This window comes from Streptomyces eurocidicus (assembly GCF_002891295.1).
In the GTDB taxonomy this organism is placed as follows: domain Bacteria; phylum Actinomycetota; class Actinomycetes; order Streptomycetales; family Streptomycetaceae; genus Streptomyces; species Streptomyces eurocidicus.
This window is the reverse complement of sequence record NZ_LGUI01000008.1, coordinates 282,255-307,217: the sequence shown is the minus strand read 5'-3', so window position 1 is coordinate 307,217 and position 24,963 is coordinate 282,255. Positions and strand designations below refer to the sequence as shown.

Here is a 24,963-nt window from a genome sequence, read left to right as displayed (position 1 = left end):
CTGCCGGACGGGGTGCGCGGGCGTCAGATCCGGTCGCCGCCGCGCCGGCGCAGGAACCAGGTACCGCCGACGGCCGCCGTCGCCAGCAACGCCGCACCGGCCACGATCTCCGTCATGCCGGAGCCGTCGCTCGTGGAGCCGACACCGGTCTTCACGCCGCCCGTCGGGGGCTTCGTGCTCGCGGTGCCGCCGCCCCCACCGGCGCTGGTCACGACCAGGTCGCCGGTGGCCTCCTTGCCGTTCTTGCACCGCACGCCGATGCCGTACGTGCCCGGCTTCGCCTTGTTCGGCACGGTGAACTGGCCGACCACGACCTCCTTGTGCGTGCCCGGCATGAGCTGGAACGAAGCCGGACCGCCGACCGCGCTGGCGTCACCCGTGCCGGAGCCGTTCGACCCGCAGGCGGTCGTGTTCACCGTGACCATCGTGCCGGGCTGCGCGGGGTTCGGGTTGACCTCGACCTTCCCGAAGGTCGCGGCGAGCGAGGGCGAGCCGGCCAGCCCGAGGGCGGCTATGGTCATGGCGGTCCCGGTGAGCACTCGTGCTGTACGCATGCCTGTTCCTCCGAGAGCGCGGACGCGGCACCGGTGTGCCGGCGACGGAGTGGGGGGTTCCGCGCTCCTCCAAGCCGAGGGAACCGGTGTTCCGGCACCCCCGCACCCTGACGTCACATCAGATCCACCGCCCCGGCCGCCCCCGCCGGGCCCACCGGACGGCGTAACGGCAGGTCACCGGGGGCGACCGTGCGCTCACCGGCCCGGCGGCGCCCGAGCACGGCGAACGGGTGACCCGTAGGCGCCCGCGAGACCGTACGCACCACCCCGGCGCACGCCCCCTTTCCGCGCCTCGGACGCCACTCCTCCCCCACCCTTCACACCCCTCCCATGGCGACCTTTACCCAGAGCCACACGGAACGGTGGCCCATGAGTCACAAGGGGTCACAGCCGAGGAGCCCGCGCGTATGCTCTGCGCCCATGGGGGAGAGCACCGAAGTCCCCGTCAACGACCAGGCGTTCGAGGAAACGTGGCGGGTGCGCATTTCCATGCCCGGCGGCGGGATGCTGGGCGCCGGGATCCTGCTGGGCGTCGACACCGTGCTGACCTGTGCCCATGTCATCCCCTGGGACGGCGACGGCCCGGAGCCGGGCGGCGAGGTCCTGGTGGAGCTCGTCGGCGTGGCCGACGCGGCGCCCGTGCGGGCCCGGGTCGCCGAGGGCGCCTGGGTGCCGGAGCAGGAGGACTCCCGGGGCGACGTCGCCCTGCTGAGACTGGCCGAGCCCCAGCACGCCCGGCACGCGGCCCCGCTGCACCGGATGGTGCCCTCACCGGGCCGGACCGTACGGATGTTCGGCCACCCGGACGTCCCCGGGCTGCGCGACGGCGTGTATTTCTGGGCCACGATCGACGGCCCCTGCGGCCCGCGCGGCGAATGGGTGCAGCTGTCCCCGCGCACCCCCGCCGAGGCCGTGCGCCCGGGCTTCAGCGGGGCGGCCGTGACCGACGTCGAGACCCACCGGGTGCTGGGCATGGTCGTCAGCCGCTACGACGACCGGACCGTGGACGCCCCCGCGGGCCAGCGGCTGCACCTCTCGTACATGATCCCGATCGAGACCATCGTGCGGCACCTGCCGCAGATCGAGGAACACGTCGGCGGCCGGCGCGGCAACGACCTGCCCTCCGTGCCCCGGGGCGCCCCGCTCGACCGGGACTTCGCCCGCTGGCTGGCCCGCTGGCTCCGAGCCGCCGACGGCGGCGGTCCGGGCATCGAGGCGATCGTCATCAAGAAGGGCGAGGCGGCCCGCGCCGCGACCCTCAGCCGGGCCGTCGCCCTCGCCGACCGCGAGGTGACCGCCGACTGCCCGCCCCTGGCCGGCCGCCCGGCCCCGCCGGCCGGCCCACCCGACCGGCCGCCTGACCAGTCCGCCGCCCGGCCCGCCCCGCCCGGCACGGCACGGCCGGGCGGCTCCCCGGGCCCGCCCCGCACGCTCCGGCCGCCCCGCCCCGTCGACGAGACCGTGCCGCCCGTCGGCAGCGTCGACCTCGCCCTCGACGTCTCCGGCGAGACCGTCGCCCACGTCGCCGAGCGGGTCGCCGACCGGCTCGGCCTGCACACCGGTGACGGCGCCACCGCCGTCGGCCGGTTCGGCGAGATCCGCACGGTGCCGCTCACGGTCGTCGCCGAAGGCGTCGACTACGCCGCGGACCCCATGGCGCTGGTCGAGTTCACCGACCTGCTGGCCGCCCGGGGCGCCCGGCTGCTCCTCGTCTTCCGAAACCCCGAATCGCAGAGCCTGGAGCTGGCGCTGAGGATGGCCGACCCGAGCAAGGACGAGATCACGGCCCGGCTCGACCGGGTCCGCGACCGCATCGAGCACATCGCCCGCCGCGAGCGCGCCGCCTACGACCGGACCGCGCTGATCGCGCCCGTACGGGCCGTGCCGCAGGAGGCCACGGGGCTGCGGCTCGACCTCACCACGCTGCGCTGCGACCCCGAGCGCGGCAGCAGAAGGTTCCTGCCGAAGCTCGCGGCCTTCGAGAGCGCCGTGGAGTCGGGGCTGCTGCGGGTCGAGGAGGTCATCGGCCTGGCCGAGGCGGGCGTGGCCCGCCGTGACGAGCTGCGCGGCCGGCTGGAGGCGTTCTACGCCCTGCTCGCCACCCGCAGCCTGGCGGAGGAGCGGGCCACCGCGCCCCTCTACCGCGTCGCCCACAACCTCCTCTACCAGGCGCCCTGCGAGCTGACCGAGGCCGAGCGGGCCGTCGAGCGGTTCGCCGAGGCCGTGCGGCTGCACACCCACCGCCCGCGAGGAGGCGACCGGCAGTGACCCCTCAGAGCCCGCAGGCCCCGCACGTCCCGCGCGCCGACTGCGACCGGCCCGACTGCCAGGGCTGCTCCGCCGACGGCACCGGCTTCTGCCGCGTCACCGGCCACGCCCTGCGGACCCCCACGGAGGCCGACGGCCTCGCCGAGAGCCCGCCCACGGCCGGCACCCACCGCCGGAGGGTCACCGACCGGCTGTTCACCGTCGACCCGGCCGGCGACGGCCTGCTCGACCTGCCCGTGGTGCACGCCCCCTCCCCCGGCGACCTGGTCGTCACCGACCGGTACGCCCCGCCCGGCGGCCGCACCTGCGGCTGGGCGGGCTGCACCGCCGTCGTCGGGCGGGCCTACGCCGGTCAGCCCGCGCTCACCACCGGCTTCTGCGGGCGCTGCGGCCACCCCTACGACTTCACCCCACAGCTCTCCCCCGGCGACCTCGTCGGCGAGCAGTACCGTGTGGTGGGCTGCCTCGCCAACGGCGGCCTCGGCTGGGTCTATCTCGCCGAGGACATCCACCTGGAGCAACGCCTCGTCGCCCTCAAGGGCCTTATCCACGCGGGCGATTCCCTGGGCGCCCTGCGCGTCGAGCGCGACCACCTCACCCGCCTCGACCACCCGCGCATCGTCCGCATCATCAATTACGTGACCCACCCGGGCCTCGCCGGCACCGACGAGCCCCCCGTCGACTACATCGTCATGGAGTTCGTCAACGGCATGTCGCTCTCGCAGGTCCGCGACCGCATAGGCCGCCGCGAGGGCCCGTTCGGCGAGGAGCGCGTCTTCGAGTACGTCCTCGCCTACGGCTGCCACATCCTCGACGCCCTCGACCACCTCCACCGCGAGGGCCTCCTCTACTGCGACCTCAAGCCCAACAACGTGATGCACCACGGCGACCGGGTGAAGCTCATCGACCTCGGCGCCACCCGGACCGTCGACGACCACGAGAGCCCCGTCATGGGCGCCCGCCCCTTCATGGCGCCCGAGGTCATCCGCGACCTCGCCACCGGGCTCTCGCCGCAGTCGGACCTCTACAGCGCCGGAATGACCCTCAGAGCCCTCTCCGACGAGGCCGGCCCCCGCCCGCCGGGCCTGGCCGGCGAGTCCTACGAGCGCGCCGTCGCCCGCGCCGTCGCCGAGGAGCCGCTCGCCCGCTACCCCGGCGCCCGGGCCATGTCCGAGCAACTGCGCGGCGTCCTCCGCGAGATCCGGTCGCTGCGCACCGAGCACGAACACCCCGAGCCGTCCACCCTGTTCACCCCCACCGCGGCCCTCCTGGACGCCTCGCTCGGGCGCGTACCGCCCCTGGCGCGCTGGCTCTCCGGCGGGCGGCGGCCGGTGCTCGACGGCGGCCTGCCCGCGCCCGGCCGGGTGCCGCTGGACCTGCCGGTGCCCTCCCCCGACCCGGCGGACCCGGCCGCCATGCTGCTCCTCCAGCCCACCACCAGCGGCCCCCGCCGGCTCGTCCAGCAGCTGGAGGCCGCCGGGTACGGCTCCGTGGAGATCCGGCTCCGGCAGTGCCGCGCCTCCCTGGAGCTCGGCGAACTCGACGAGGCGGCCCGCTATCTGACGGCCGCCCGGCACGCCCTGGACCACGGCGGCCTGTACGACTGGCGGATCCAGTGGCACCAGGGGCTGCTCAGCCTCGCCCAGGGCGAGACCGACACCGCGGAGGGCTCCTTCGACCGGGTCTACAGCGACCTGCCCGGCGAGTACGCCCCGAAGCTCGCCCTCGGCTACTGCGCCGAGCACCGCGGCGACCCGGACTCCGCCGAGCGCTACTACCAGGCCGTCTGGCAGCGCAACCGCTCCCAGGGCAGCGCCGCCTTCGGCCTCGCCCGCCTCCGGCTCGCCGACGGCGACCGCACGGGCGCCGTCGCCCTGCTCAGCAGGGTCCCCGAGGTCTCCCGTCACCACGACGCGGCGCGCACCGCCTGCGTACGGATCCTCGCCGGGCGGCTGCGCGCCGACGCCGGGCGGGGCCTGCCGGTCCTGGCCGAGCTCACCGAGGCCCTCACCCGCCTGCCGGAGCTCTATCTCGACGAGGGCCACCGCACCGGCCCGGCCCGCGACCGGCTGGAGGCCGAGATCCTCGACGTCGCCCTGGACTGGATCCGGGCGGAGTCCACGCCCGCGGCCGACCGCACCGGCGGCGGCCTGTTCGGCACCGCCGACGAGGAGTTCGCCATCCGCACCCGGCTCGAGGCGAAGCTGCGCGGCCTCGCCCGGCAGGCGAGTACCCCTGCCGACCTCGGCGCACTGGTCGATCTGGCCAACCGCGTCCGCCCCAAGACCCGCTTCTGACCAGGGGGACCAGATGCACCGAGCGAACGGCAGCCCCGCCGAGCACGCCAGAGGGCACCGGCCGCCCACCGTGGCCGCGCAGCTGGGACAGAACAAATACCTCGCCGTGGGCGACGGCACCGTACCGGCGCACGCCATCCTCACCGTGGAAGCCGACGGCCTGGACCGGCTCACCGCCCGCGCCGGCTCCGCCGAGGTCATCGTCATCGACTGCTCCGGCTCGATGAACTGGCCGAGCACCAAGATCGCGGCAGCCCGGCGGGCCGCCGCCGCGGCCGTCGAAGTGCTGCGCGACGGCACCCTCTTCGCGCTCGTCGAGGGCACCGACCGCGCCCGCGTCGTCTATCCGCCGTCCGGGGGCATGGCCGTCGCCGGACCGGACTCCCGGGCCGACGCCGCCCGGGTGGCGACCGGGCTCGTCGCGGCCGGCGGCACCGCCATCGCCAGCTGGCTCGACCGCGCCCTCGATCTCTTCTCCGGGCTCTCCGGGCCCGCCGGTCCCGCCGGTCCCGCCGGGCAGGGCGCCCCCATCCGGCACGTCCTGCTACTGACCGACGGGCGCAACGAACACGACCCGCCCGGCCGGCTGGAGAGCGTGCTCGACGCCTGTGCGGCCGCCTTCACCTGCGACGCCCGGGGCATCGGCGACCAGTGGGCCGCCACCGAGCTCCGCGAGATCGCCGGCCGGCTGCACGGCGTCGCGGACGCCGTCGAGGACGACTCCGACCTGGAGGCGGAGTTCCGCGCCATGATGACCACCGCGATGGCGAAGGCCCTGCCGGACCTGAGGATCCGGGTCAGCCTCCGCGAGGGCGGCGAACTGCGCTTCCTCAAGCAGGTCTTCCCCACCGAGCTGGACCTCACCGCCGAGGGCGTCCGGACCGGCGAGCGCGCCTGGGAGTTCCCGACCGGCGCCTGGGGCGACGAGGCCCGCGACTTCCACCTCTGCGTCGCCACCGCCGCGGCCGGCGACCCCCGCGGCCAGGACCTCCAGCTCGCCCTGGTCACACTGGCGGCGGGCCCCGACGAGGGCGATGGCGGCATCGCCCTGCCCGCGCCCCGCCCGATGCTGCTGCACTGGACGGACGACCACGCCCTGTCCACCCGGATCCACCCCCGCGTCGCCCACTACGGCGGCTACGCCGACCTCGGCCGGGCCGTCGTCGCCGGCTGCGAGGCGTACGAACGCGGAGCCCGGGACGCGGCGGAGGAGGAGTGGGGACGCGCGGTGCGGCTCGCCCACGAGCTGGGCGACGAGAAGGTGCTGCGCAGGCTCGGCCGGCTGGTGCACGTCACCGACCCGCCGCGCGGCGCGGTGCGGGTCCGCGGCGACGTCTCGCGGGGCGACCTCAACGCCGCCTGGGTGACGGCCGACCACAGCACCCAGTGGACGGCGCCGTCGGAATCCGCCGCCGGGCGGGCCCGGGCGGTCCCCGCCGCCCGCTCCGCGCGGCACCCGGCCCGGGACCGCCGCTGCCCGAACTGCGAGCGCCTCGCCTCGCCCACGGACAGGCACTGCGCCCAGTGCCGCTACCTCTTCCCGCGGGACCCCGGGACCCCTGACACCCCTGGCACCCCTGATACGTCCGGCTCCCCTGATACGTCCGGCTCCCCCGGGCCTCCCGACACCCACGGCCCCCGTGGAAACCCCGGATGAACACAGACCCCCCGAGCACCCGCCCGTACCTCATACGCCGCCTCGCCGCCTTACTGACCGCCACCGCCCTCGCCTTCGGCACCCTGCTGGCCGCCTACTACGGGGTCGGCGGCAACGCCGCCGCGGTGACGGACCGCACGGCCCCGGCGATCGTGCAGGTCGAGGCGGCCCGGGAAGCGCTGCAGAGGTCCTACACCGCGGCGAAGGCCAGCCTGACGGACAAGGACACCGCCAAGGCCGAGGGCGTCGGCGAGACGTACCAGGCCGAGCTCAACGCCGCCCGGCAGCAGCTGGAGAAGGCCGCCCTGAGCACGGTCGCCGACGACGCGGGGCGCGACACCCTGCGGACGGCCACCGGGCAGGTCTCCTCGTACGACTTCCTTGTCCAGCAGGCCGCCCGGAGCAGCGGCAGCGCGGGGAGCGCGACGGACGCGGGCAACGGCACGCTGCGCAACGCCTATCTCCACTACGCGGAGAACACTCTCCTGCGGAAGGACGGCAGCGGCATCGTCCCCCGCCTCGAACAGGTCCAGCGCAGCCAGCGGCAGCGCCTGGCGGACGAGACGTCGTTCGACGGGCTGCTGTGGCTCCTGTGGACCGTGGCCTTCCTGCTCTCCGGCGCCCTCACCTGGCTCCTCGTGGACACCCAGCGCACCCTGCGCCGGCGGTTCCGCAGGCGATTCAGCCCACCGCTGGCGGGGGCCACCGCGCTGACGGTCCTGGTACTGCCGCTCACCGTGCTCGCCGTCCAGATCCAGGCCGGCCTGGCGGGGGCCGCAGGGCGGCTCCGCGAGATCGGCGTCCCCGACCAGGCCCTCGGCGACGTACGGCACGGCTTGAGCGGCGCCCACTGGCGGGCCGCGGCCACGGGCTGGATCCCGCTCGCCACCGCCGTACTCGCCGCGCTGGTCGTCGTCGGCCTCCTGCCCCGGATCGAGGAGTACCGCTTCGCCAAGGGGCGGCTCGCCCCGGGGGCGCGGGGCCGCCCGCGGCAGGTCGCCGTCGCGCTGCTCGTCCTGTGGCTGGTGCTCTTCGGCGCCCTCGGGATCGGCGACCGGCCCGGCCCGCAGGGCAAGGTCACGGTCCTCGCCTCGTGGTCCGGCGACGAGGAGGAGCGCTTCAAGGCCGTCCTGGAACGCTTCCGCGAGAAGACGCACATCGAGGTGACCTACCAGGGCACCACCTCCCTGCGCGACGTCCTGCTGTCCCGGGTGAACTCGGGCACCGCCCCGGACATCGCCATCCTGCCCAGCCTCGGCGAGGCCGCCGAGTACATCCACGAGGGCAAGCTGCGACCGCTCGGGAGCGCCCTGAGGAAGACCATCGGCTCGTACGCGCCCTACGAGCCGCTCTGGACCGCCCGCCCCGGCGGCCCGGTCTTCGCCATCCCCGTCAAGGTCTCCCTGAAGAGCATCGTCTGGCACGACAAGGCGCGGACCGGCGACCTGGCCGCGCTCGCCGCCCAGGGCGGGCAGTGGTGCGCGGGCATGGGCGGCGACGCGACGTCGGGCTGGCCGGGCACCGACTGGGTCGAGGACATCCTGCTCCAGCGGAGCGGCAAGGACGCCTACACGGCCTGGACCCGGGGCGAGCTGCCCTGGGCCTCGGAGAAGGTCCGGGAGGCGTGGCGGCTCTTCGGCCGACGGCTCGGCGCCGGGCCCGCCGAGAAGGCCCTCGGGCAGGAGTACACCTGGGGCCCCTTCCCGAAGCCCCCGGCGAAGGGCGAGAGCGCCCCGCCCGCCTGCGCCCTCCAGCACCAGGGCTCCTTCATCCGCACCACCTACCGTAAGGGCGCCCCCGCCGCGTTCACCCCGTCCCGGGAGCTGCTCCCCGGAGCCGACCGCACCACCACCGCCCGCGAGGTCTCGGCGGACTTCGCGACGCTGTTCCGCGAGAACCGGGCCGCCCGGCAGCTGATGGAGTTCCTCACCACGGACGAGGCGCAGCGCGCCTGGGCAAAGCCCCTGCCTGGCCCGGGCGGCGAAGATCCCCCTCCCCCCGGCGAGGACCCCATGCGCCCGTTCTTCCTCACCTTCCGGGAGGACCTGCCCAAGGGCTCGGTCAACGCCCGCGTCGACGAGGAGCTGCACGCGCGGGCCCCGCTGTGCCTGGACGCCTCGGACGTCATGCCCCCGCGGCTGCGTTCCGCCTTCCAGTACGGCGTGCTGGACTACCTCAGCTCGCCGGACGAGGCGACGCTCACCCGCGTCCTGACCTACCTGGACGCGGTGCGCGACGGCATGGCGCGGACCCCGCACGCGGAGCCGCCCCGGGTGTGCAACTGACGGCTCGCGGCACCGGGCGGGCCTCCCGGCCCGCCCGGGGGCCCGCTACGGCAGCAGCTCCTGCGGGCACCCCGTGCCACGCGGCAGCTTGTACTTGGCGGCGATCCGGTACGTCCCCGGCTTCGGCGCGTGCAGCACCGTCCAGTTGTCCTCCGGCTCCCCCGGCCGCGTCTCCTCCACCCGCTTGGACAGGCAGCCGGCGACATTGACGGGCGGCTCGCCGCCGGGCCCCGGCCGCGGCGCCTGGACGTCCTTGCCGGACTCGTCCAGCAGGCCCAGCCACGGCGAGTAGGGGATGCGGACCAGGACCGGGCCGGCCTCCCGCACCGTGATCGTCCATTCGTCGGCGTCCGCGCGCTCGACGGTGGCGGGCGGGTCGGCCAGCGGCGTCGGGGACTGCACCTCGTACACCCGCCAGTTCGCGTCGGACCAGATCTCGCGCAGGTACGGCTGGCCCTTGGCGACCAGCCTGGCCTCGCTCTTCGCGGCGGGGTCGGGCTCGCCGACGGGCAGCACGACGTAGTGCACGGCCCAGCGGCCGAGCCAGGCGCGGTAGCTGTCCGGGGTGAGCATGTCCGGCTCGTAGAAGAGCGGGTTGCGCTCGCGGTCCGCCTGCCGGTTCCAGCCGCGCGCCAGGTTGAAGTACGGGGCGAGGGCGGACGCCTCGCGGTGGCTGCGGGCCGGGACGACCTCGACGCGGCCCCGGCCGGCGTCCACCCGCTGGAGGCGGTCGACGACGGGCGCCAGCTCGCGCGCCCAGGAGGCGGCGGGGGTGGCGTGCAGGATGTCGCCGATGGAGTTGGCGGCCTGCCAGGCCGTGAGGGTGGTCAGGGCGAGGACCAGCGCGGTCCAGGAGCGGGCCGAGCGCAGCAGCTCGGCCCGGGGCGGCGTCTTCCGCTCCACCAGGGCGGCGAGCAGCACCACCCCGCCGATGATCATCCCGAGCCGGGAGATGTTGGTGCCGATCTGCGAGGGGATCAGCCAGACGAGCAGCACGCCGACGGTGTAGAGGGCGGACACGGCGCGGACCGTGCGCCACGCCCTGGGGACGAAGACCATCCCGAAGACACCGCTGAGCAGCGGCAGGATCACCGAGGCGAAACCCATCGGCTGCCGGCCCGAGAAGGGGAACAGCCACGCCGACAGGGCCACGACCACGACGGGCGGCAGGCCCAGCGCGTACGCCGCCGGGCGGCGCTTGCTCAGCCACAGGGCGGCCGCCACGATGCCCACGAACAGGCCGGCGACCGGGCTGGACGCCGTCGCCAGGCCCGCCATCGCGCCGGCCAGCGCGGCGCGGCCCCAGCGGTACTTCCCCTCGGAGCGCCAGCGCGTGGGCCAGGCGAAGATCACGGCCACGGCCGCCAGGCCGAACATCATGCCGAGGCCGAACGTCACCCGCCCCGAGATCGCGTTGCAGGCCAGCGCGAAGGCTCCGTAGAGGGCCGGCCGGAGCGGGCGGCGCACGACGCGGCTGCGCACCAGCAGCAGGGCGATCAGCCCGGCCGACAGGGTGCCCGCGATCATCATCGTGGGCCGGACGCCCAGCTGGGCCATCAGGTACGGCGAGATCGCGCTGTACGAGACGGGGTGCATCCCGCCGTACCAGGAGAGGTTGTACGCCGAGGTCGGATGCTGGAGCGCGAACTCCGCCCAGGCGTCCTGGGCGGCCAGGTCACCACCGCTGGTGGCGAAGATCAGCACCCAGAGCACGTGCAGCAGGGCGGCGGCGCCGAGGGTGGTCAGGACGGGTCGGCGCGCGAGTGCGCGGCGGGCCCGCCGCAGCCGGGCACGCGGGCCCGTGTCGCCCGTGTCGCCCGTCGTGGCGGCCGGCGGCCGCCGTCGTATCTCCGCGGAAGCGGTCCCCGGGGGAGCGGTCCGGGAGGGGGCTCCCTCGCCGTGCCGCTCGCCCGGCTCTTCCTGTTCGCCGGTCCGTGTCGGCCCCACCGTGGTCACTGCCGTTTCTCCCCGTCTTCCCCCGAAGTCTTCCCCCATCGTCCGGCACCGCGCCCGGCCGTGCGCAAACCCTCGCGACGCTAGCACGCCGCCGGGACCCGTCCGGAACGGCGAAAACGGCCCCCCGCCCGTACCGATGGGTACGGGCCGGGGACCGCCGTCGCGCACCGCCGTCCGGGGGACCCGCGGGGCCCCCGAGGGGGCTCCGGGGCGCCGCCGGGCGGCCGGGCCGGGCCTGTGGTGCGGGCCTCAGCCCAGGCGGGTCAGCTTGGCGCCGAAGGACGGCTCCACCAGGTTCTTCTGGAGGGCCACCGGCACCTTCATGGCCCCGGTGCCGCTGCCGACGGTCAGCTCGCCGACCTCGGTGCCTGCCTTGGCCTCGTGCGGCACGGGCTTGGCGCCCTTGCCGAGCGTGAGCTTCGCCGCCATGCCGGGCCAGCCCGCGCCCGTCAGGTCCTTCGTCGCGACGACCGGGGTCTTGCCACCGAGGCCGTCCTCGACGTAGCCGACGACGTCGCCCTTCTTCACGATCGTCACCGAGGTCAGGCTGTCCTGCACGGCCTTGATCATCTTGTAGCTGACGTTCTTGACCATCAGCAGGCTGTTCTCGGCGTTCGGGTCCGGACCGCCCTTGAAGTGCTGGTCCATGGTGGCGCCGAGGATCATGTGCTCCTTGCCGCCGACCGTGCGCTTGGCCGCCCACATCAGGGTGCCGCCGGCCGGGGTGCTGGAGCCGGTCTTGATGCCGAGCACACCGACCTTGAGCAGCAGGGTGTCGTTGTTGTTGTTCAGGTGCGGGCCGCCGGGGACGTCCGCGTTGGGCTTGGCGACGATCTCGCGGAAGACCTCGTTCTTCATGACCGCCTCGGCCAGCTTCAGCTGGTCGACGGCCGTGCTGACGGTCGTCTTGTCGAAGCCGCTGGGGTCCGTGTACGTCGTCTTCGACATACCCAGTTCCTTGGCGGCGTCGTTCATCTTCGCGACGAACGCGTCCCGGGTCTTGGCGTCCCAGCGGGCGAGGAGCCGGGCGGCGTTGTTGCCGGAGGGGATGAGCAGCATCTGGAGCATGTCGTACTCCGAGAACTTCTCGCCCTTCGTCAGCGGCACGCGCGACTCGTCCTGGGACTTCGCCTCCTGCTCCGCCTCGGCATCGACCTCGATGTCGGGACCCTTGTCACCCTTCTGCAGCGGGTGGTTCTTCAGGATCACGTACGCGGTCATGACCTTGGCGACGCTCGCCGTCGGTACGGGCTTCTCCTCGCCGTACGTACCGAGGCTGCCCACGCCCTGGACCATCGCCGCGGCCTGGCCCTCGCCGGGCCACGGCATGTCGAACTTCTGGCCCTCGAAGGTGAACGTGGCCTTGGCCGAGGCGATCGAGAGCTTGGTGTCCGGCAGCGGCCGGAACGCCTGCACCGCACAGAAGACGATCAGGAGCAGGACCACCAGCGGGGCGTAGATCTTGACCCGGCGCATCGCGTTGCGGGCGGGCGTCTCCGGCGGCGGCGGGGTGTTCGTCAGCTGCGCGAGCAGGTCGAGGGGCGCGGCGGGCTGCGCGGGCGCGGCCGCGCCGTCCACTGCGGGCCCGCCCTTCGGCGGCTGCGCCTTCGGCGGGGCGGGGGGCGTGACGGAGACCGGTATGGCGGGGGCCTTGGCGGCCTTCTCCGGCTTCCCCGGCTTCTCTTGCTTCTCCGGCTTCGCGGGCGCGCCGTCGAGCGACTTCAGCGGGACGAACTGGCTCGTACGCTCGGAGTCCGACTCGGCGGGGGTCTTCCCGCCCTTGCCACCGGGCTCGGCCTCGGGGGCCTTGAGCAGCTCGGTCGGCTGATCGACGGAGGCGGCGGCCTTGCCGTTCTTCTTCGGCGACACGGCACCGAAGACGGCGGTGGCACGGTCGGCGGGGGTGTCCTCACCCTTGGCGGCCTCGGCACCCTTGGCCTCCGAGCCGTCGTCGCCCTTGGGGCGGACGGCGCGGAACACGGCGGTGGCTTGGTCGGCGGGGGCGTCCTCGCCCTTGGCGGGGGCCTTCGCGGCCTTGGCGTCGTCGGCACCCTTAGCGTCATCGGCGCCCTTCGCGGGGGCCTCCGCAGCACCGTCGGCCTCGGGCCGGACGGTACGGAACACGGAGGTCGCCCGGTCGGCGGGAACGTCCTCGCCCTTGGCAGGGGCCTTCGCACCCTTCGCGTCGTCGGCGCCCTTGGCATCCTTCGCGGGGGTCTCCGCACCACCGTCGGCCTCGGGCCGCACAGCACGGAACACAGAGGTCGCCCGGTCAGCGGGAACGTCCTCACCCTTGGCAGGGGCCTTCGCACCCTTCGCGTCGTCGGCGCCCTTGGCATCCTTCGCGGGGGTCTCCGCACCACCGTCGGCCTCGGGCCGCACAGCACGGAACACAGAGGTCGCCCGGTCAGCGGGAACGTCCTCACCCTTGGCAGGGGCCTTCGCACCCTTCGCGTCGTCGGCGCCCTTGGCATCCTTCGCGGGGGTCTCCGCACCACCGTCGGCCTCGGGCCGCACAGCACGGAACACAGAGGTCGCCCGGTCAGCGGGAACGTCCTCACCCTTGGCAGGGGCCTTCGCACCCTTCGCGTCGTCGGCGCCCTTGGCGTCCTTCGCGGGGTTCTCCGCACCACCGTCGGCCTCGGGCCGCACAGCACGGAACACAGAGGTCGCCCGGTCAGCGGGAACGTCCTCACCCTTGGCAGGGGCCTCGGAGGCGCCCTCGGCCTCGGGCCGGTCGGCGCCGTCCTCACGGGGCGCCTCGGCGTCGTCGTCAGCGGCCTTCGCGGGGGCCTTCGCGTCGCTGTCGTCGTTCTTGGACCGCAGCGTGCCGAACACGGCCGTGGCACGGTCGGCGGGAACGGCGGGAACGTCGTCGGCCTCGCCGGCCTGCACGGACGTACGCGCCTCCCCGTCGCCCTCGGCGGAGGGAGCGGCGGCCTTCGCCGCGTCGCCGCCCTTCGCGGGCGCGTCCGCGGCACCGGAGTCACCGGCGGCCGGTGCCTCCTCGTCGGGACCGGCGCCCGCGGCGCCGTCCGCGGCGTCCGCGTCTTCCTCGCCGTCCACGGCCACCCACGCCGCCACCGCGGCCTTCAGCCGGGCGTCGCCCGCCTTGGGCGCGCCGGAAGCCTCACCCTCGCCGGACGGCGACTTTGCATCCGCATCGGTATCCGCGGCCTTCGGCGCGGCCGAATCCGCACCCGATTCCCCGGAATCCCGGAAAATCCCGAGCCTGGGATCACGCTCGCCGACAGTCGTCTCCCCCGACGACTTCCGCTGCTCCGACTTGTCGGGGGACTCGCCCGCCACCGATGCCTCCTCGAATTCCCAACGCCATACGCCGCCGCGAGGCGCTCAGCACCCCGCCGCCCGAACCTTCACAACGCTTACCAGTGTCCTGTGTCGCCGCCACGCCACCGCGCAACCGCTCCGTCAATGGGGTTCGACTGGCCTCACCCTCGTGCAAGACGAGACGACATACCTACCGGTTCCCACCCGAAGCCACCACGCACTCTCGACAGACCAATGTGAGAGGGGTCACCCTGTCACTCATCCACGCGGGGAGGCATGGATGGGCAGGAGCCGCAGAACAATTCCGGAGGAGCTTCTGCTGCTCGCCTTGGACCCGGCCACGGGAACCACGGCGCAGCCGCAGTCGCTCGACCTCGGTCTCGCCGGAGCTCAGCTAGTGGAGCTGGCTCTGGCTGGACGGATAGCCCCAGACGGGGATCGTATCGCCGTGGTGATGCCACGGCCGACAGGAGATCCGACCCTGGACTCCGCACTGGAGCTGCTGCGTCGTCGTGGCAGTCCGGTGCGCGCGGTCCACTGGATCGGCGGACCCCGGCTGGGGCTCCGTCAGACGTATCTCACGCACCTGGAGCGGTGCGGCATGGTGCATGCCGTGGCGGGCCAGATGTGCGGGGTGCTCCCGACAACTCGCTATCAGGCGACGGACACAGCCATCAGCCGGGAGATCAGGGCCCGACTGGACAGCGCGATCCGCACCGGCGTCCCGCCGGACCCGCGGACCGCCGCACTGGCCGCGCTCGCGCACGCGGTGGGGCTGGGCAAGCACCTCTACCCGGGGAACGAGGGGCGGTCCTCCCGCTCCAGGCTCCGGGATCTGATCAGGCACGACCCGATGGGCGGACTCGTGGCCCACGCGGTGATGGACGTACAGAACGGCGTCGCCGCCCAGCCGCGGCGGGCACCGGCCACCGCGGCCGGTAACGGCGCCGGAGCGGGACGCCGTGCGGCGTCCGTGCGGGCCTCGGTGGCACCCGCCGAGCAGCCCGTGGTGCACGGGGCGGCAGTGATGGCCCGTGCCGGAGTCTCATAGCCGGTCCCCCAGCCGGTGAAGGCCCCGACCGCCGCGCACCCGTACTGCCGGCGGTTCTCCGCACCGCACACGGTGTTCTCCGCACCCAGCACACCCCCAGCACACGCACAGCTCCAGCAGACCGCACCGCAGTCCCCCGGCCGATTCGGGAGCCGCGACATCGCGCGGGGTGGTGGGCCGGCCGCCCGGGACGGCGGCGGGGCCCGCCACCCCGCGCACGCGTTTCCGGCGTATCCGGCCGGACTCACCGGATCACCGCACGTCAGCGCTGACCACGAGTGCACTCTGTGTCGGCATTTCCCAGCGCCGCCCCGGCCAGTGGTGGCAGGCTGCGAGGTCAGGAGACAGCAGCATGACGGAGCCGGAGGTGCGTCCCGTGGCGTCCAGTGTCAATCCCACCGTTAGGCGACGCCGATTGGGGCAGGAGCTGCGCAAGCTCCGCGAACTCAAGGGCATGACGGCCGAGGAGGTGGCGGAGCGGCTACTGGTCTCGCAATCGAAGATCAGCCGGTTGGAGAACGGGCGTCGCAGCATCAGCCAGCGCGACGTCCGCGATCTGTGCGGGGTGTACGGCGTCGAGGACCACCGCATCGTCGATTCGCTGATGCAGATGGCGAAGGAGTCGCGTCAGCAAGGCTGGTGGCACGCCTTCGGCGACATCCCGTACAGCGTCTACATCGGCCTGGAGACCGATGCCGCCTCGCTCCGGGTGTACGAGGCGTCGCTGGTCCCGGGACTGCTCCAGACCCCCAATTACGCGAACGCCGTGACGGAGGGCTCCTGGCCGGAGGCGACGACGGCGGACATCGAGCGCCGCGTCCAGGTGCGGATGCGCCGGCAGGAACGCATCACCGACCCGGAGAACCCGCTCCGGCTGTGGGCGGTCATCGACGAATCGGCGCTGCGCAGGATCGTCGGCAACCGGGCCATCATGCGCGAACAGATGCGGCAGCTGGTGCAGTTCAGTCTGGAACCGCACATCACGGTGCAGGTGCTGCCCTATGACGTGGGCGCGCACCCCGGGATGTACGGAAAGTTCTCCATCCTCGAGTTCACCGATCCGCAGGACGCCAGCACCGTCTATCTGGAGGGAATCACCAGCGACCTTTACCTGGAGAAGCCGAATGATGTCCAGACCTACAGCGTGATGTATGAACATTTGCGGATGCAGGCATTGAACGCGGACCACTCACGACAGTTCATCGACAGGGTCGCGGAGGAGTGGACCAGCTGAGGCGGCCGCACAGTACACCGACTTCCACCATCGAGGGAAGAGACTCCTGGTATATGCCATCCGGTCGAGTGAACGGGCCATTCATCATCTGATGTTGGCGCGTAACGTCGGTCGCACCGCGGGAAAACCGGTGCTTCGACCGGCGGTTCCGGCGGAGCAATACTCACACGGCACTCACCAAGGCATGGGAGCAATCATGGCGATCCAGCAGGGAAAGACCACGTGGCGGAAGTCCTCGTACTCGCTGGCCCACGGCGACTGCGTGGAGGTCGCCTCCCCCCTCCCGCAGTCCATTGCGGTCCGTGACTCCAAGGACCCGCAGGGCCCCGTCCTCGGCTTCACCCCCGATGCCTGGGCCTCGTTCGTGACGACCGTTACCGATGGCGCTTACGACCTCTGATAGATCCGGCCGATAGAACCCTTCCTGATCGATAAGCAGTTCCGCGCAGGGCCCTCTCGCCCCGGTACGTCCTCCGGGCAGAGAGGGCTCGGCCGTGTCCGGGTCCTCTTGTGCTATCGCAACCGCTCGGCGTTTATGCGCGCAGGGTGCGGGGATAGCGGTCCAGCCAGACGCCCGAGGAGGATCCGGGCGCGTGCAGTGCCTGCCCCTGGGTGAGCTCCATCGCGAAGTCGTCGGCGAGCTCCAGGATCGCCGCCCGGCCCTCCAGTTCGGCCAGCCAGACCGGCGGCAGCGCCGTCTCGCCGTGCAGGGCGCCGAGGAGGTTGCCGCAGAGGGAGCCGGTGGAGTCGGAGTCGCCACCGTGGTTGACGGCCAGCAGCAGACCGTGGCCCATGTCCTGCGCGACGAGCGCGCAGTAGACGCCCATGGCGAGGGCCTCCTCCGCCACCCAGCCCTCGCCGAGCGACTCCAGCCGCTCCGCCGTGGGCGGCCCCTGCCGGACGGCGTCCAGCGCCTGCCGCAGTGCCCCGGTCGTCTCCTCGTGGCCCGGCCACGAGGCGAGCAGGGCGAGCGCCCGGTGGACGCCCGCGTCGAGGGTCTCACCGTGCGCCGCGGCGTGCACGACGACCGCGAAGGCGGCGGCCGCGAGGTAGCCGGAGGGGTGCCCATGGGTCTGCGCGGCACACTCCGCGGCCAGCCGGAAGACGTGCCGCGGGTCCCAGCCGGCCAGCAGCCCGAAGGGGGCCGAGCGCATGACCGCGCCGCACCCCTTGGACTCGGGGTTCCTGGGCGCCTCCAGGGTGCCCATCCGGTCGTCGGCGAGCCCGCCCAGACAGGCGTTGCCGGGCGCGCGCCGCGAGTACAGCCACTCCTGGCGGTCGAGCCAGCCGGAGTCCGGCCGGCGCTCGCCCGGCCGGTGGGCGTGCTGGGTGGCGGCCCAGCGCAGATACGCCTGGTGGACGTCGGTCGCCGGGTGCCAGGCGCCGGTGTCGCGCCGCACATGGGCCCGGATCAGGCCGTCGACGGTGAACAGCGTCATCTGGGTGTCGTCGGTGATCGCACCGCGCCGCCCGTAGGCGCTGACGTAGTCCCGTACGCCGTCCGGTCCGTGGGCGGCGCGGATCGCGGCGAGGGACGCGAACTCGATGCCCGCGCCGAGCGCGTCCCCGATCGCCCCGCCCAGCAGCGCGCCCCGCACCCGCGCGCGGTGGTCCTGCTGCCGGACCCGGCTCCACAGCGCGGTGCTCGCGCCGGCGGTGGTGGTCACTTCCTGGCCTCCTGCGTCGACGTCCGGTCCGGTGCCGGACCGGACGAGCACTGTAAGCGACGCGCCCGCCGGTGCCTCAGCCCCTGACCGGCCGGACGGTCCCCATGATCTTGTCGATCTGCGCCTCGGTCAGGGCGCCGGGAACGCCCTGGTCGGCGTAGAGGACCCAGCTGTGGAAGCCGCCGTCGGGGAGCTTCTCGACGATGCTCTTCACGATCGCCGTGGCCGGGACGCACTGGCTGGGCCGGTTGGCGACGGTGACCTTGGCGGTGGCGGTCCAGCCGTCGATGCCGTTCTTCTTCCAGGGCTTGGCCGGAGTCACCTCGATCCTCGGCTTGTTCCCCTTGCCGCCGTAGGCGTAGAAGCCCCAGTTCCCGGCCCAGTTACGGGCGTTCTCCTGGATGCTCAGCGAGGTGTCGCCGCCCATCGTGCCGACGTTGGCGAGCTGCCCCTTGCCCGCCTCCCCGATCGCGTTGGGGTTGGCACCCGAAGTGCAGCCGCCCTCGTGGAAGCTGGCCGTGTCGCGCATGGTGATCTGCGGCTTACCGGACTCGTCCGCGTAGGCGATCATCGTGTCCTGCGGGAAGAGCTTCCACTGCTCGGCCTTGCCCGGCACGTCGTAGCGGTACTTGTACTCCCGGCTGGTCTGCGTCTGCCAGCCGGCGACCATCGGCTGATCACCGGCGGGCGGGGCGGGCTTGTCGCTCTGGTCCTGGCCCTTGTCCTGACCCTGACCCTTGTCCTGACCCTGCGCCGGGGCGGCCGTTTTTTCCTTGTCGTCGCCGTCCTTGAGCAGGAAGAAGGCGCCACCGCCGATGACGGCCAGCGCCACGACACCGCCCACGACGGCGAGCAGCGTGCGGTTGCCCCGCCCGGAGGGCTGCGGCGGGGCAGGTGCCTGCGGCTGCTGCGGGAAGTGCGGCTGCTGCGGGGGCTGCTGGCCCTGCCACTGGTTGCCGTACGGCTGCTGCGGCGCGGGCGCGGACGGGCGCGCGCCGGGCGGGCCGGGGCCGGCGGCGGGGGCGGGGTCCCTGCGGCCGCTGTCCCTGCGGGGAAACGGCCGGCTGCGCGAACACCGTGGGCTGCGCGTGCACACCGCCGGGCGGCGGGGCCACGGCCGGCTGATCGACGGCGGTGGCCTCGGGGCCGCCCTGGGGGGTGCCGTATGGCTGGTGGGGCTGTGGGGGGTTCTGAGGCCAAGACATGCGCGCCACCATAGGCGACGGACTGTGGCCGTCCGGTCGCCTGTTCTCGACAGATCGGCAACATCGGTGGGCTTCCCCAGCCCCGCCCCTTCCCGAACGGGGCTCCGCCCCGGACCCCGGTTCCGCACTGACGCGCGGTGGCCTCAAACGCCGGCCGGGCTGGATTTTCGCCCGGTCCGAGCTCGGCTTTCCGCCCGTGCCGGGCAACAACTCAGCCCGTCTGGGGGCACCTCCCAGCGGTAGCTGGGGGAGATTGAGGACCGGGGTCCGGGGCGGAGCCCCGCACGCGGCGGAGCCGCACATCGGATGCAGCGGGAAGGGGCGGGGCTGGGGAAAAGCCCCCCGTCAATCCCCCAGCACCGGCAGCAACTCCGGCAGATGCCCATCCGAAGCCACCGCCGCCGCAAGCCGCTCGGCCGGCACCGCCCCGTACGTCGTCGTACGCGCCCGCGCCGGCCGTCCCGCCGCCTCCGCGATCGCCTCCAGGTCCTGGATCGAGCGGTACGAGCCGTAGGAGGAGCCCGCCATCCGGGAGATGGTCTCCTCCATCAGCGTCCCGCCCAGGTCGTTCGCCCCGGAGCGCAGCATCTCCGCCGCGCCCTCCGTGCCCAGCTTCACCCAGCTCGTCTGGATGTTGGTGATGTGCGGGTGGAGCAGCACCCGCGCCATGGCCGTGACCGCCCGGTTGTCCCGCATGGTCGGGCCGGGGCGGGAGATGCCTGCGAGGTAGACGGGCGCGTTGGTGTGGATGAAGGGGAGGGTGACGAACTCGGTGAAACCGCCCGTCTCCTTCTGGATCTCCGTCAGCTTCCGGAAGTGGCCCAGCCAGTGCCGGGGCTGGTCGACGTGCCCGTACATCATCGTCGAGGACGAGCGGAGCCCCACCTCGTGCGCGGTCTTGACGACCTCGACCCAGGTGGCGGTCGGCAGCTTGCCCTTGGTGAGGACCCAGCGGACCTCGTCGTCGAGGATCTCGGCGGCGGTGCCCGGGATGGAGTCCAGCCCGGCCTCCTTGGCGGCGACGAGCCACTCGCGGATCGACATGCCGGTGCGCGTGGCGCCGTTGACGACCTCCATGGGCGAGAAGGCGTGCACGTGCATGCCCGGGACGCGCTCCTTGACCGCCCGCGCGATGTCGAAGTAGGCCGTGCCGGGCAGGTCGGGGTGGATGCCGCCCTGCATGCACACCTCGACGGCGCCGACCTCCCACGCCTGCTGGGCGCGGTCGGCGACCTGTTCCAGGGAGAGGGTGAACGCGTCGGCGTCGGTGCGGCGCTGGGCGAAGGCGCAGAACCGGCAGCCGGTGTAGCAGACGTTGGTGAAGTTGATGTTGCGCGTGACGATGTAGGTGACGTCGTCGCCCACGGTGGCCCGGCGGAGGTCGTCGGCGATGCCGCAGAGCGCGTCCAGCGCGGGCCCGTCGGCGTGCAGCAGGACCAGTGCCTCGGCGTCGGTGAGCCGGGTGGGGTCGTCGGCGGCCTGCTTCAGCGCCTGGCGCACGTCACCGTCGATGCGCTCGGGCGCCATGCCCGGCGCCGCGGCCTCGCGCAGGGCCTCCCAGTCGCCGTAGACCTCGTCGAAGTCGTCCCGGCGGTCGGAGGTGCGGCCCTCGGTGTCGATGGTGCGGTTGAGTTCGGTGCGTCCGGTGGCGACGAAGACGTCCTCGGGCTCCTGCCAGGGGTGGCCCTCCACGACGGCGTCCTCGCGTGCCAGGCCCGTCTCCGGGTCGGCCAGGGCGCGGACGTGCGGCAGCAGGCGCGGGTCCAGCCAGGGCTCACCACGCTGGATGAACTCGGGGTAGACGGCCAGCCGTTCCCGCAGCTCGAACCCGGCGGCGGCGGAGCGCTCGGCGAGCTCGTCGATCTGCGGCCAAGGGCGCTCGGGGTTGACGTGGTCGGGGGTGACCGGGGAGACGCCGCCCCAGTCGTCGATACCGGCGCCGATGAGCCGCTCGTACTCTCCCGCCACCAGGTTGGGCGGCGCCTGGAGACAGGCCGAGGGACCCATGATGTGCCGGGCGACGGCGATGGTGGCGACCAGGTCGTCCAGCTCCGCGTCGGGCATCCCGCGCATCGCCGTGTCCGGCTTGGCGCGGAAGTTCTGCATGATCAGTTCCTGGACGCCGTGGTAGGCGCGGGAGACGCGGCGCAGCGCGAACAGCGAGTCGGCGCGCTCCTCGTACGTCTCGCCGATGCCGATCAGGAGTCCGCTGGTGAAGGGCACGGAGCTGCGGCCCGCGTCCTCCAGGACGCGCAGCCGGACGGCCGGCTCCTTGTCCGGGGAGCCGTAGTGGGGGCCGCCGGGCTCGCTCCACAGCCGGGTCGCCGTGGTCTCCAGCATCATGCCCATGGACGGGGCGACGGGCTTGAGGCGCTGGAAGTCCGTCCACGACATGACGCCGGGGTTGAGGTGCGGGAGGAGGCCGGTCTCCTCCAGGATGCGGATCGCCATGGCCCGGACGTACGCGATGGTGTCGTCGTACCCCTCGGCCTCCAGCCATTCGCGCGCCTCGGGCCAGCGGTCCTCGGGCTTGTCCCCGAGGGTGATCAGCGCTTCCTTGCAGCCCAGTTCGGCGCCGCGGCGGGCGATGTCCAGGACCTCGTCGGGCGACATGAACATCCCGTGGCCTGCGCGGCGCAGCTTGCCGGGGACGGTGGCGAAGGTGCAGTAGTGGCACTTGTCGCGGCAGAGGCGGGTGAGCGGGATGAAGACGCTCTTGGAGTAGGTGATGACGCCCGGCCGGCCGGCGGCCTCCAGGCCCGCGTTCCGCACCCGGGCGGCGGAGGCGCAGAGGTCGTCGAGGTCCGCGCCGCGCGCCTGGAGCAGCACGGCGGCCTCGGTGACGTCGAGCGCCACACCGTCACGGGCGCGCTTGAGCGCCCGCCGCATGGAGTTCGCGGTCGGTGCCGCCTGCTCGGATCCCTGTGCGCTCGAAGTCATTGTCCGAGCATACGAGCGCACCCGGCCGTCGCCCGAGGGACCGCCCGGACCTTTTGTGTGCCTCTCATCACGTCAGACGGAGGGAGCCTCCGAAACGTTGCGGGGAGCGGTGGCCGGGGCCTGGACCTGCGAAGAAAGGCTGCCGGCGAGGAGGGGCGCCTTTCGGCCAGGGGGGTTCCGGGCGGCGGGGGTGCCGGTGCGCGGGCCGCCCGGAACCGGAGGGGTACAGGCCCGCCCGGCACCGGAAGACGCAGGCCGCCCAGCACCGGAGGGCGCAGGCCCGCCCAGCACCGGAAGGCGCAGGCCGCCCGGCGCGGCGCGGCACAGCTCCGGCATGACCGCCGGCCCTCCCGGACCCGTGCCCTCCGGTACCGGCCCGTGCCGTTCGACGGGGGAACTCCGGGGCTCCATACGCCGTCCCCCGGCCATCCGGCCATGGTTCAATGCCATCCGTGATCACACACATACCTGGAAGATCCGCGTAGCCATGGTGGATCCCCTGGCCCCTTCGGATCCCCGGCACATCGGCCCGTACCAGCTCGAAGGGCGGCTCGGCACGGGCGGCATGGGGCAAGTCTTCCTCGGCACCTCGCCGGGAGGGCGCAAGGTCGCGTTGAAGGTCATCCGGCCGGAACTCGCGGCCGCCGCACCGTTCCGCGCGCGATTCGCCCGCGAAGTCGAGGCGGCGCGGCGGGTCGGCGGCTTCCACACCGCCCAGATCGTCGACGCCGACCCCGGGGCCGCGTCACCCTGGCTGGCCGCCGAGTACATCCCCGGCCCCACCCTCCAGCAGGTCGTCACCGCACACGGTCCGCTCGCCCCCGGTGCCGTGCTCCGGCTGGGCGCCGGGATCGCCGAGGGCCTGGCCGCGGTGCACGACTGCGGCCTCGTGCACCGGGACCTGAAGCCCGGCAACGTCATCCTCGCCGCCGACGGCCCGCGCATCATCGACTTCGGGATCGCGCACGTCACCGACGCCGGGCCGCTGACCCACACGGGCACCGTCATCGGCACCTACGCCTACATGTCGCCGGAACAGATCCGCACCCCCGCCCGGGTGACCCCCGCCAGCGATGTCTTCTCCCTGGGCTCGGTGCTCGCGTTCGCCGCCACCGGCCGGGGCCCGTTCGACGCGTCGACCGTCCCGGCGATCATCCACCGGGTCACGAGCGAGGCACCCGTGCTCACCGGCATCGCCGAGGGCAGCCCGCTGCACACCCTGGTCCACCACTGCCTCACCAAGGACCCCGCCGGGCGCCCGCCGACCGTCGAGGTCCTGCACCGGCTGGCCGTCACAACCCCCGCCGCCCCTCCTGTACCGGCCATGCCCCCGGTCCCGCCCCCGCTCCCGGCCGTGCCCCCGGCCACGCCTCCCGTCGCCGGACGTCCGGTCCGGCGTCGAGCCGTGCTGTTCGGCGGGCTCGCCGCCGCGACGGCCGCGGTCGCCGTGCCCACCGCCTTCGCGCTGTGGCCGGAGGGCGGATCACCCACCGGGACGAAGGACCGGCCGAAGGACCGGCCGAAGGACGAGCCTCGGGCGGGCAAGAGCCCCGACCGGGACATCACCAGACCCGTCGGCGAACTCAAGGGCCACGAAAGGGACATCGTCTGCCTGGCGGTCAGCCGGGACGGAAGGTTCCTCGCCACGGGCGGCTACGACAAGAACGTGAAGCTGTGGGACCTCACCGCGGGCCGCGAGAAATTCACCTGCGAAGGCCACACCGATGCCGCCATCTCGGTGGCCTTCGGCGCCGACGGCACCCTCCTGTACTCCGGCGCCTTCAAGGAGCTGCTGGTCTGGGACGTGAACAGCGGGGCCGCGAAGGAGAAGCTGGCCACGTACAACGGCGAGTTCGACTACGTCAGCTGCCTGGCCACGAGCCCGGACGGCAAGACCCTCGCCGTGGGCGTCGGCAGCCGGATCGAGCTGATGGACCCGGGCACGGGCCGGGTCCGCGAGACGCTCGAAGGGCACACGGGGAGCATGCACTGGGTCGCCTTCGCCCCGGACGGCAAGACCCTCGCCAGTGTCGCCGCCGACGTCGGCAAGAACGGCATCCGGTTGTGGAACACCGCGGACGGCGGCTCGCTGAAGACCCTGAGCGACGGCGGGGAAACGAACTACTCCGGAGTGGCGTTCAGCCCCGACGGCAAGACCCTCATCGCGAACGGCCCCGGCGTCCAGCTGTGGGACGTGGCCTCCGGAAAGCTCACCAGGAAGCTCACCGACGCGCACACGCACCTGGCCTGCGCGGCGTACCGGCCCGCCGACGCCGGGACCTCGGGCAAGGCGGTCGTCGCGGGCGCCGGCGGCTTCGTCGAGATCAAGAAGACCGACACCGTCGGCCGCACGGTCAGCATCTGGGACGCGGACAGCGGGAAGCTCACCGCCACCTTGGTCGTGGGCGATCCGAAGACCCCGCTGCGGGCCTCCGTCTCCCGCCTCGCCTTCACCCCGGACGGCAGGACCCTGGCGGGCGTGTGCATCCCGGCGGCCGGCGAGAACGGGGCCAAGCCGTCGGTCCAGCTGTGGAAGCTGCCGTAAGCAGCGGTCACGG

General features: G+C 73.5%; 14 protein-coding genes. 8 read left to right on the top strand and 6 right to left on the bottom strand.

Translation table 11 applies throughout. The features are described 5' to 3' along the window. Nucleotides 1–23: 23 nt before the first annotated feature. Nucleotides 24–554 (bottom strand): hypothetical protein, encoded by a 531-nt coding sequence (locus AF335_RS23420; RefSeq protein ID WP_102920393.1) that lies wholly within the window; start codon nt 552–554, stop codon nt 24–26. A gap of 420 nt (nt 555–974) precedes the next feature. Here AF335_RS23420 and AF335_RS23415 point away from each other — a divergent pair, with 420 nt between their 5' ends. The 4 genes from AF335_RS23415 to AF335_RS33845 are packed head-to-tail and all read left to right on the top strand — an operon-like array spanning nt 975 to nt 9,061. Continuing rightward, complete coding sequence (locus AF335_RS23415; RefSeq protein WP_102920392.1) at nt 975–2,822, top strand: S1 family peptidase; 1,848 nt, start codon at nt 975–977, stop codon at nt 2,820–2,822. Next, nucleotides 2,819–5,119: a serine/threonine-protein kinase gene (locus AF335_RS23410; protein ID WP_102920391.1), complete on the top strand. Its 2,301-nt coding sequence runs from the start codon at nt 2,819–2,821 to the stop codon at nt 5,117–5,119. Before AF335_RS23415 ends, AF335_RS23410 begins: the two co-directional genes overlap by 4 nt. 13 nt (nt 5,120–5,132) lie before the next feature. After that, on the top strand, nt 5,133–6,776 hold the full coding sequence (locus AF335_RS23405) for a VWA domain-containing protein (protein WP_146045608.1): 1,644 nt from the start codon (nt 5,133–5,135) through the stop codon (nt 6,774–6,776). After that, nucleotides 6,773–9,061 (top strand): ABC transporter substrate-binding protein, encoded by a 2,289-nt coding sequence (locus AF335_RS33845; RefSeq protein ID WP_107503492.1) that lies wholly within the window; start codon nt 6,773–6,775, stop codon nt 9,059–9,061. The genes AF335_RS23405 and AF335_RS33845 overlap by 4 nt, the downstream gene beginning before the upstream one ends. Before the next feature lie 45 nt (nt 9,062–9,106). Here the strand turns inward: AF335_RS33845 and AF335_RS23395 are convergent, their stop codons facing one another. After that, nucleotides 9,107–11,017 carry an MFS transporter gene (locus AF335_RS23395; RefSeq protein ID WP_376697816.1) on the bottom strand — a complete coding sequence of 637 codons (1,911 nt, stop codon included), beginning with the start codon at nt 11,015–11,017 and terminating at the stop codon, nt 9,107–9,109. A 249-nt stretch (nt 11,018–11,266) separates the two neighbouring features. Further along, complete coding sequence (locus AF335_RS23390; RefSeq protein WP_102920390.1) at nt 11,267–14,326, bottom strand: D-alanyl-D-alanine carboxypeptidase family protein; 3,060 nt, start codon at nt 14,324–14,326, stop codon at nt 11,267–11,269. A gap of 262 nt (nt 14,327–14,588) precedes the next feature. On the opposite strand from AF335_RS23390, the gene AF335_RS23385 reads away from it, so the two are divergent. The 3 genes from AF335_RS23385 to AF335_RS23375 all read left to right on the top strand — a co-directional run bounded on the left by AF335_RS23385 (nt 14,589) and on the right by AF335_RS23375 (nt 16,993). After that, nucleotides 14,589–15,359: a GOLPH3/VPS74 family protein gene (locus tag AF335_RS23385; protein WP_102920389.1), complete on the top strand. Its 771-nt coding sequence runs from the start codon at nt 14,589–14,591 to the stop codon at nt 15,357–15,359. A 376-nt stretch (nt 15,360–15,735) separates the two neighbouring features. Further along, nucleotides 15,736–16,593, top strand: a complete 858-nt coding sequence (locus tag AF335_RS23380) for a helix-turn-helix domain-containing protein (protein ID WP_102920508.1) — start codon at nt 15,736–15,738, stop codon at nt 16,591–16,593. 196 nt (nt 16,594–16,789) lie between these two features. Next, nucleotides 16,790–16,993, top strand: coding sequence for a DUF397 domain-containing protein (locus tag AF335_RS23375; protein ID WP_102920507.1), 204 nt, complete (start codon nt 16,790–16,792; stop codon nt 16,991–16,993). 133 nt (nt 16,994–17,126) lie between these two features. Here AF335_RS23375 and AF335_RS23370 read toward each other — a convergent pair whose 3' ends face one another. The 3 genes from AF335_RS23370 to AF335_RS23360 all read right to left on the bottom strand — a co-directional run bounded on the left by AF335_RS23370 (nt 17,127) and on the right by AF335_RS23360 (nt 22,405). After that, the gene (locus AF335_RS23370; RefSeq protein ID WP_102920388.1) at nt 17,127–18,260 is read right to left on the bottom strand and encodes an ADP-ribosylglycohydrolase family protein; all 1,134 of its coding nucleotides are present in this window, start codon (nt 18,258–18,260) and stop codon (nt 17,127–17,129) included. Between the two features lie 76 nt (nt 18,261–18,336). Continuing rightward, nucleotides 18,337–19,356 (bottom strand): DUF8017 domain-containing protein, encoded by a 1,020-nt coding sequence (locus tag AF335_RS23365; RefSeq protein WP_244927132.1) that lies wholly within the window; start codon nt 19,354–19,356, stop codon nt 18,337–18,339. Between the two features lie 454 nt (nt 19,357–19,810). Next, on the bottom strand, nt 19,811–22,405 hold the full coding sequence (locus tag AF335_RS23360) for a bifunctional FO biosynthesis protein CofGH (protein ID WP_102920387.1): 2,595 nt from the start codon (nt 22,403–22,405) through the stop codon (nt 19,811–19,813). 487 nt (nt 22,406–22,892) lie between these two features. Here AF335_RS23360 and AF335_RS23355 point away from each other — a divergent pair, with 487 nt between their 5' ends. Next, nucleotides 22,893–24,950 (top strand): WD40 repeat domain-containing serine/threonine protein kinase, encoded by a 2,058-nt coding sequence (locus AF335_RS23355; RefSeq protein ID WP_102920386.1) that lies wholly within the window; start codon nt 22,893–22,895, stop codon nt 24,948–24,950. The last annotated feature ends 13 nt before the right edge of the window (nt 24,951–24,963 follow it).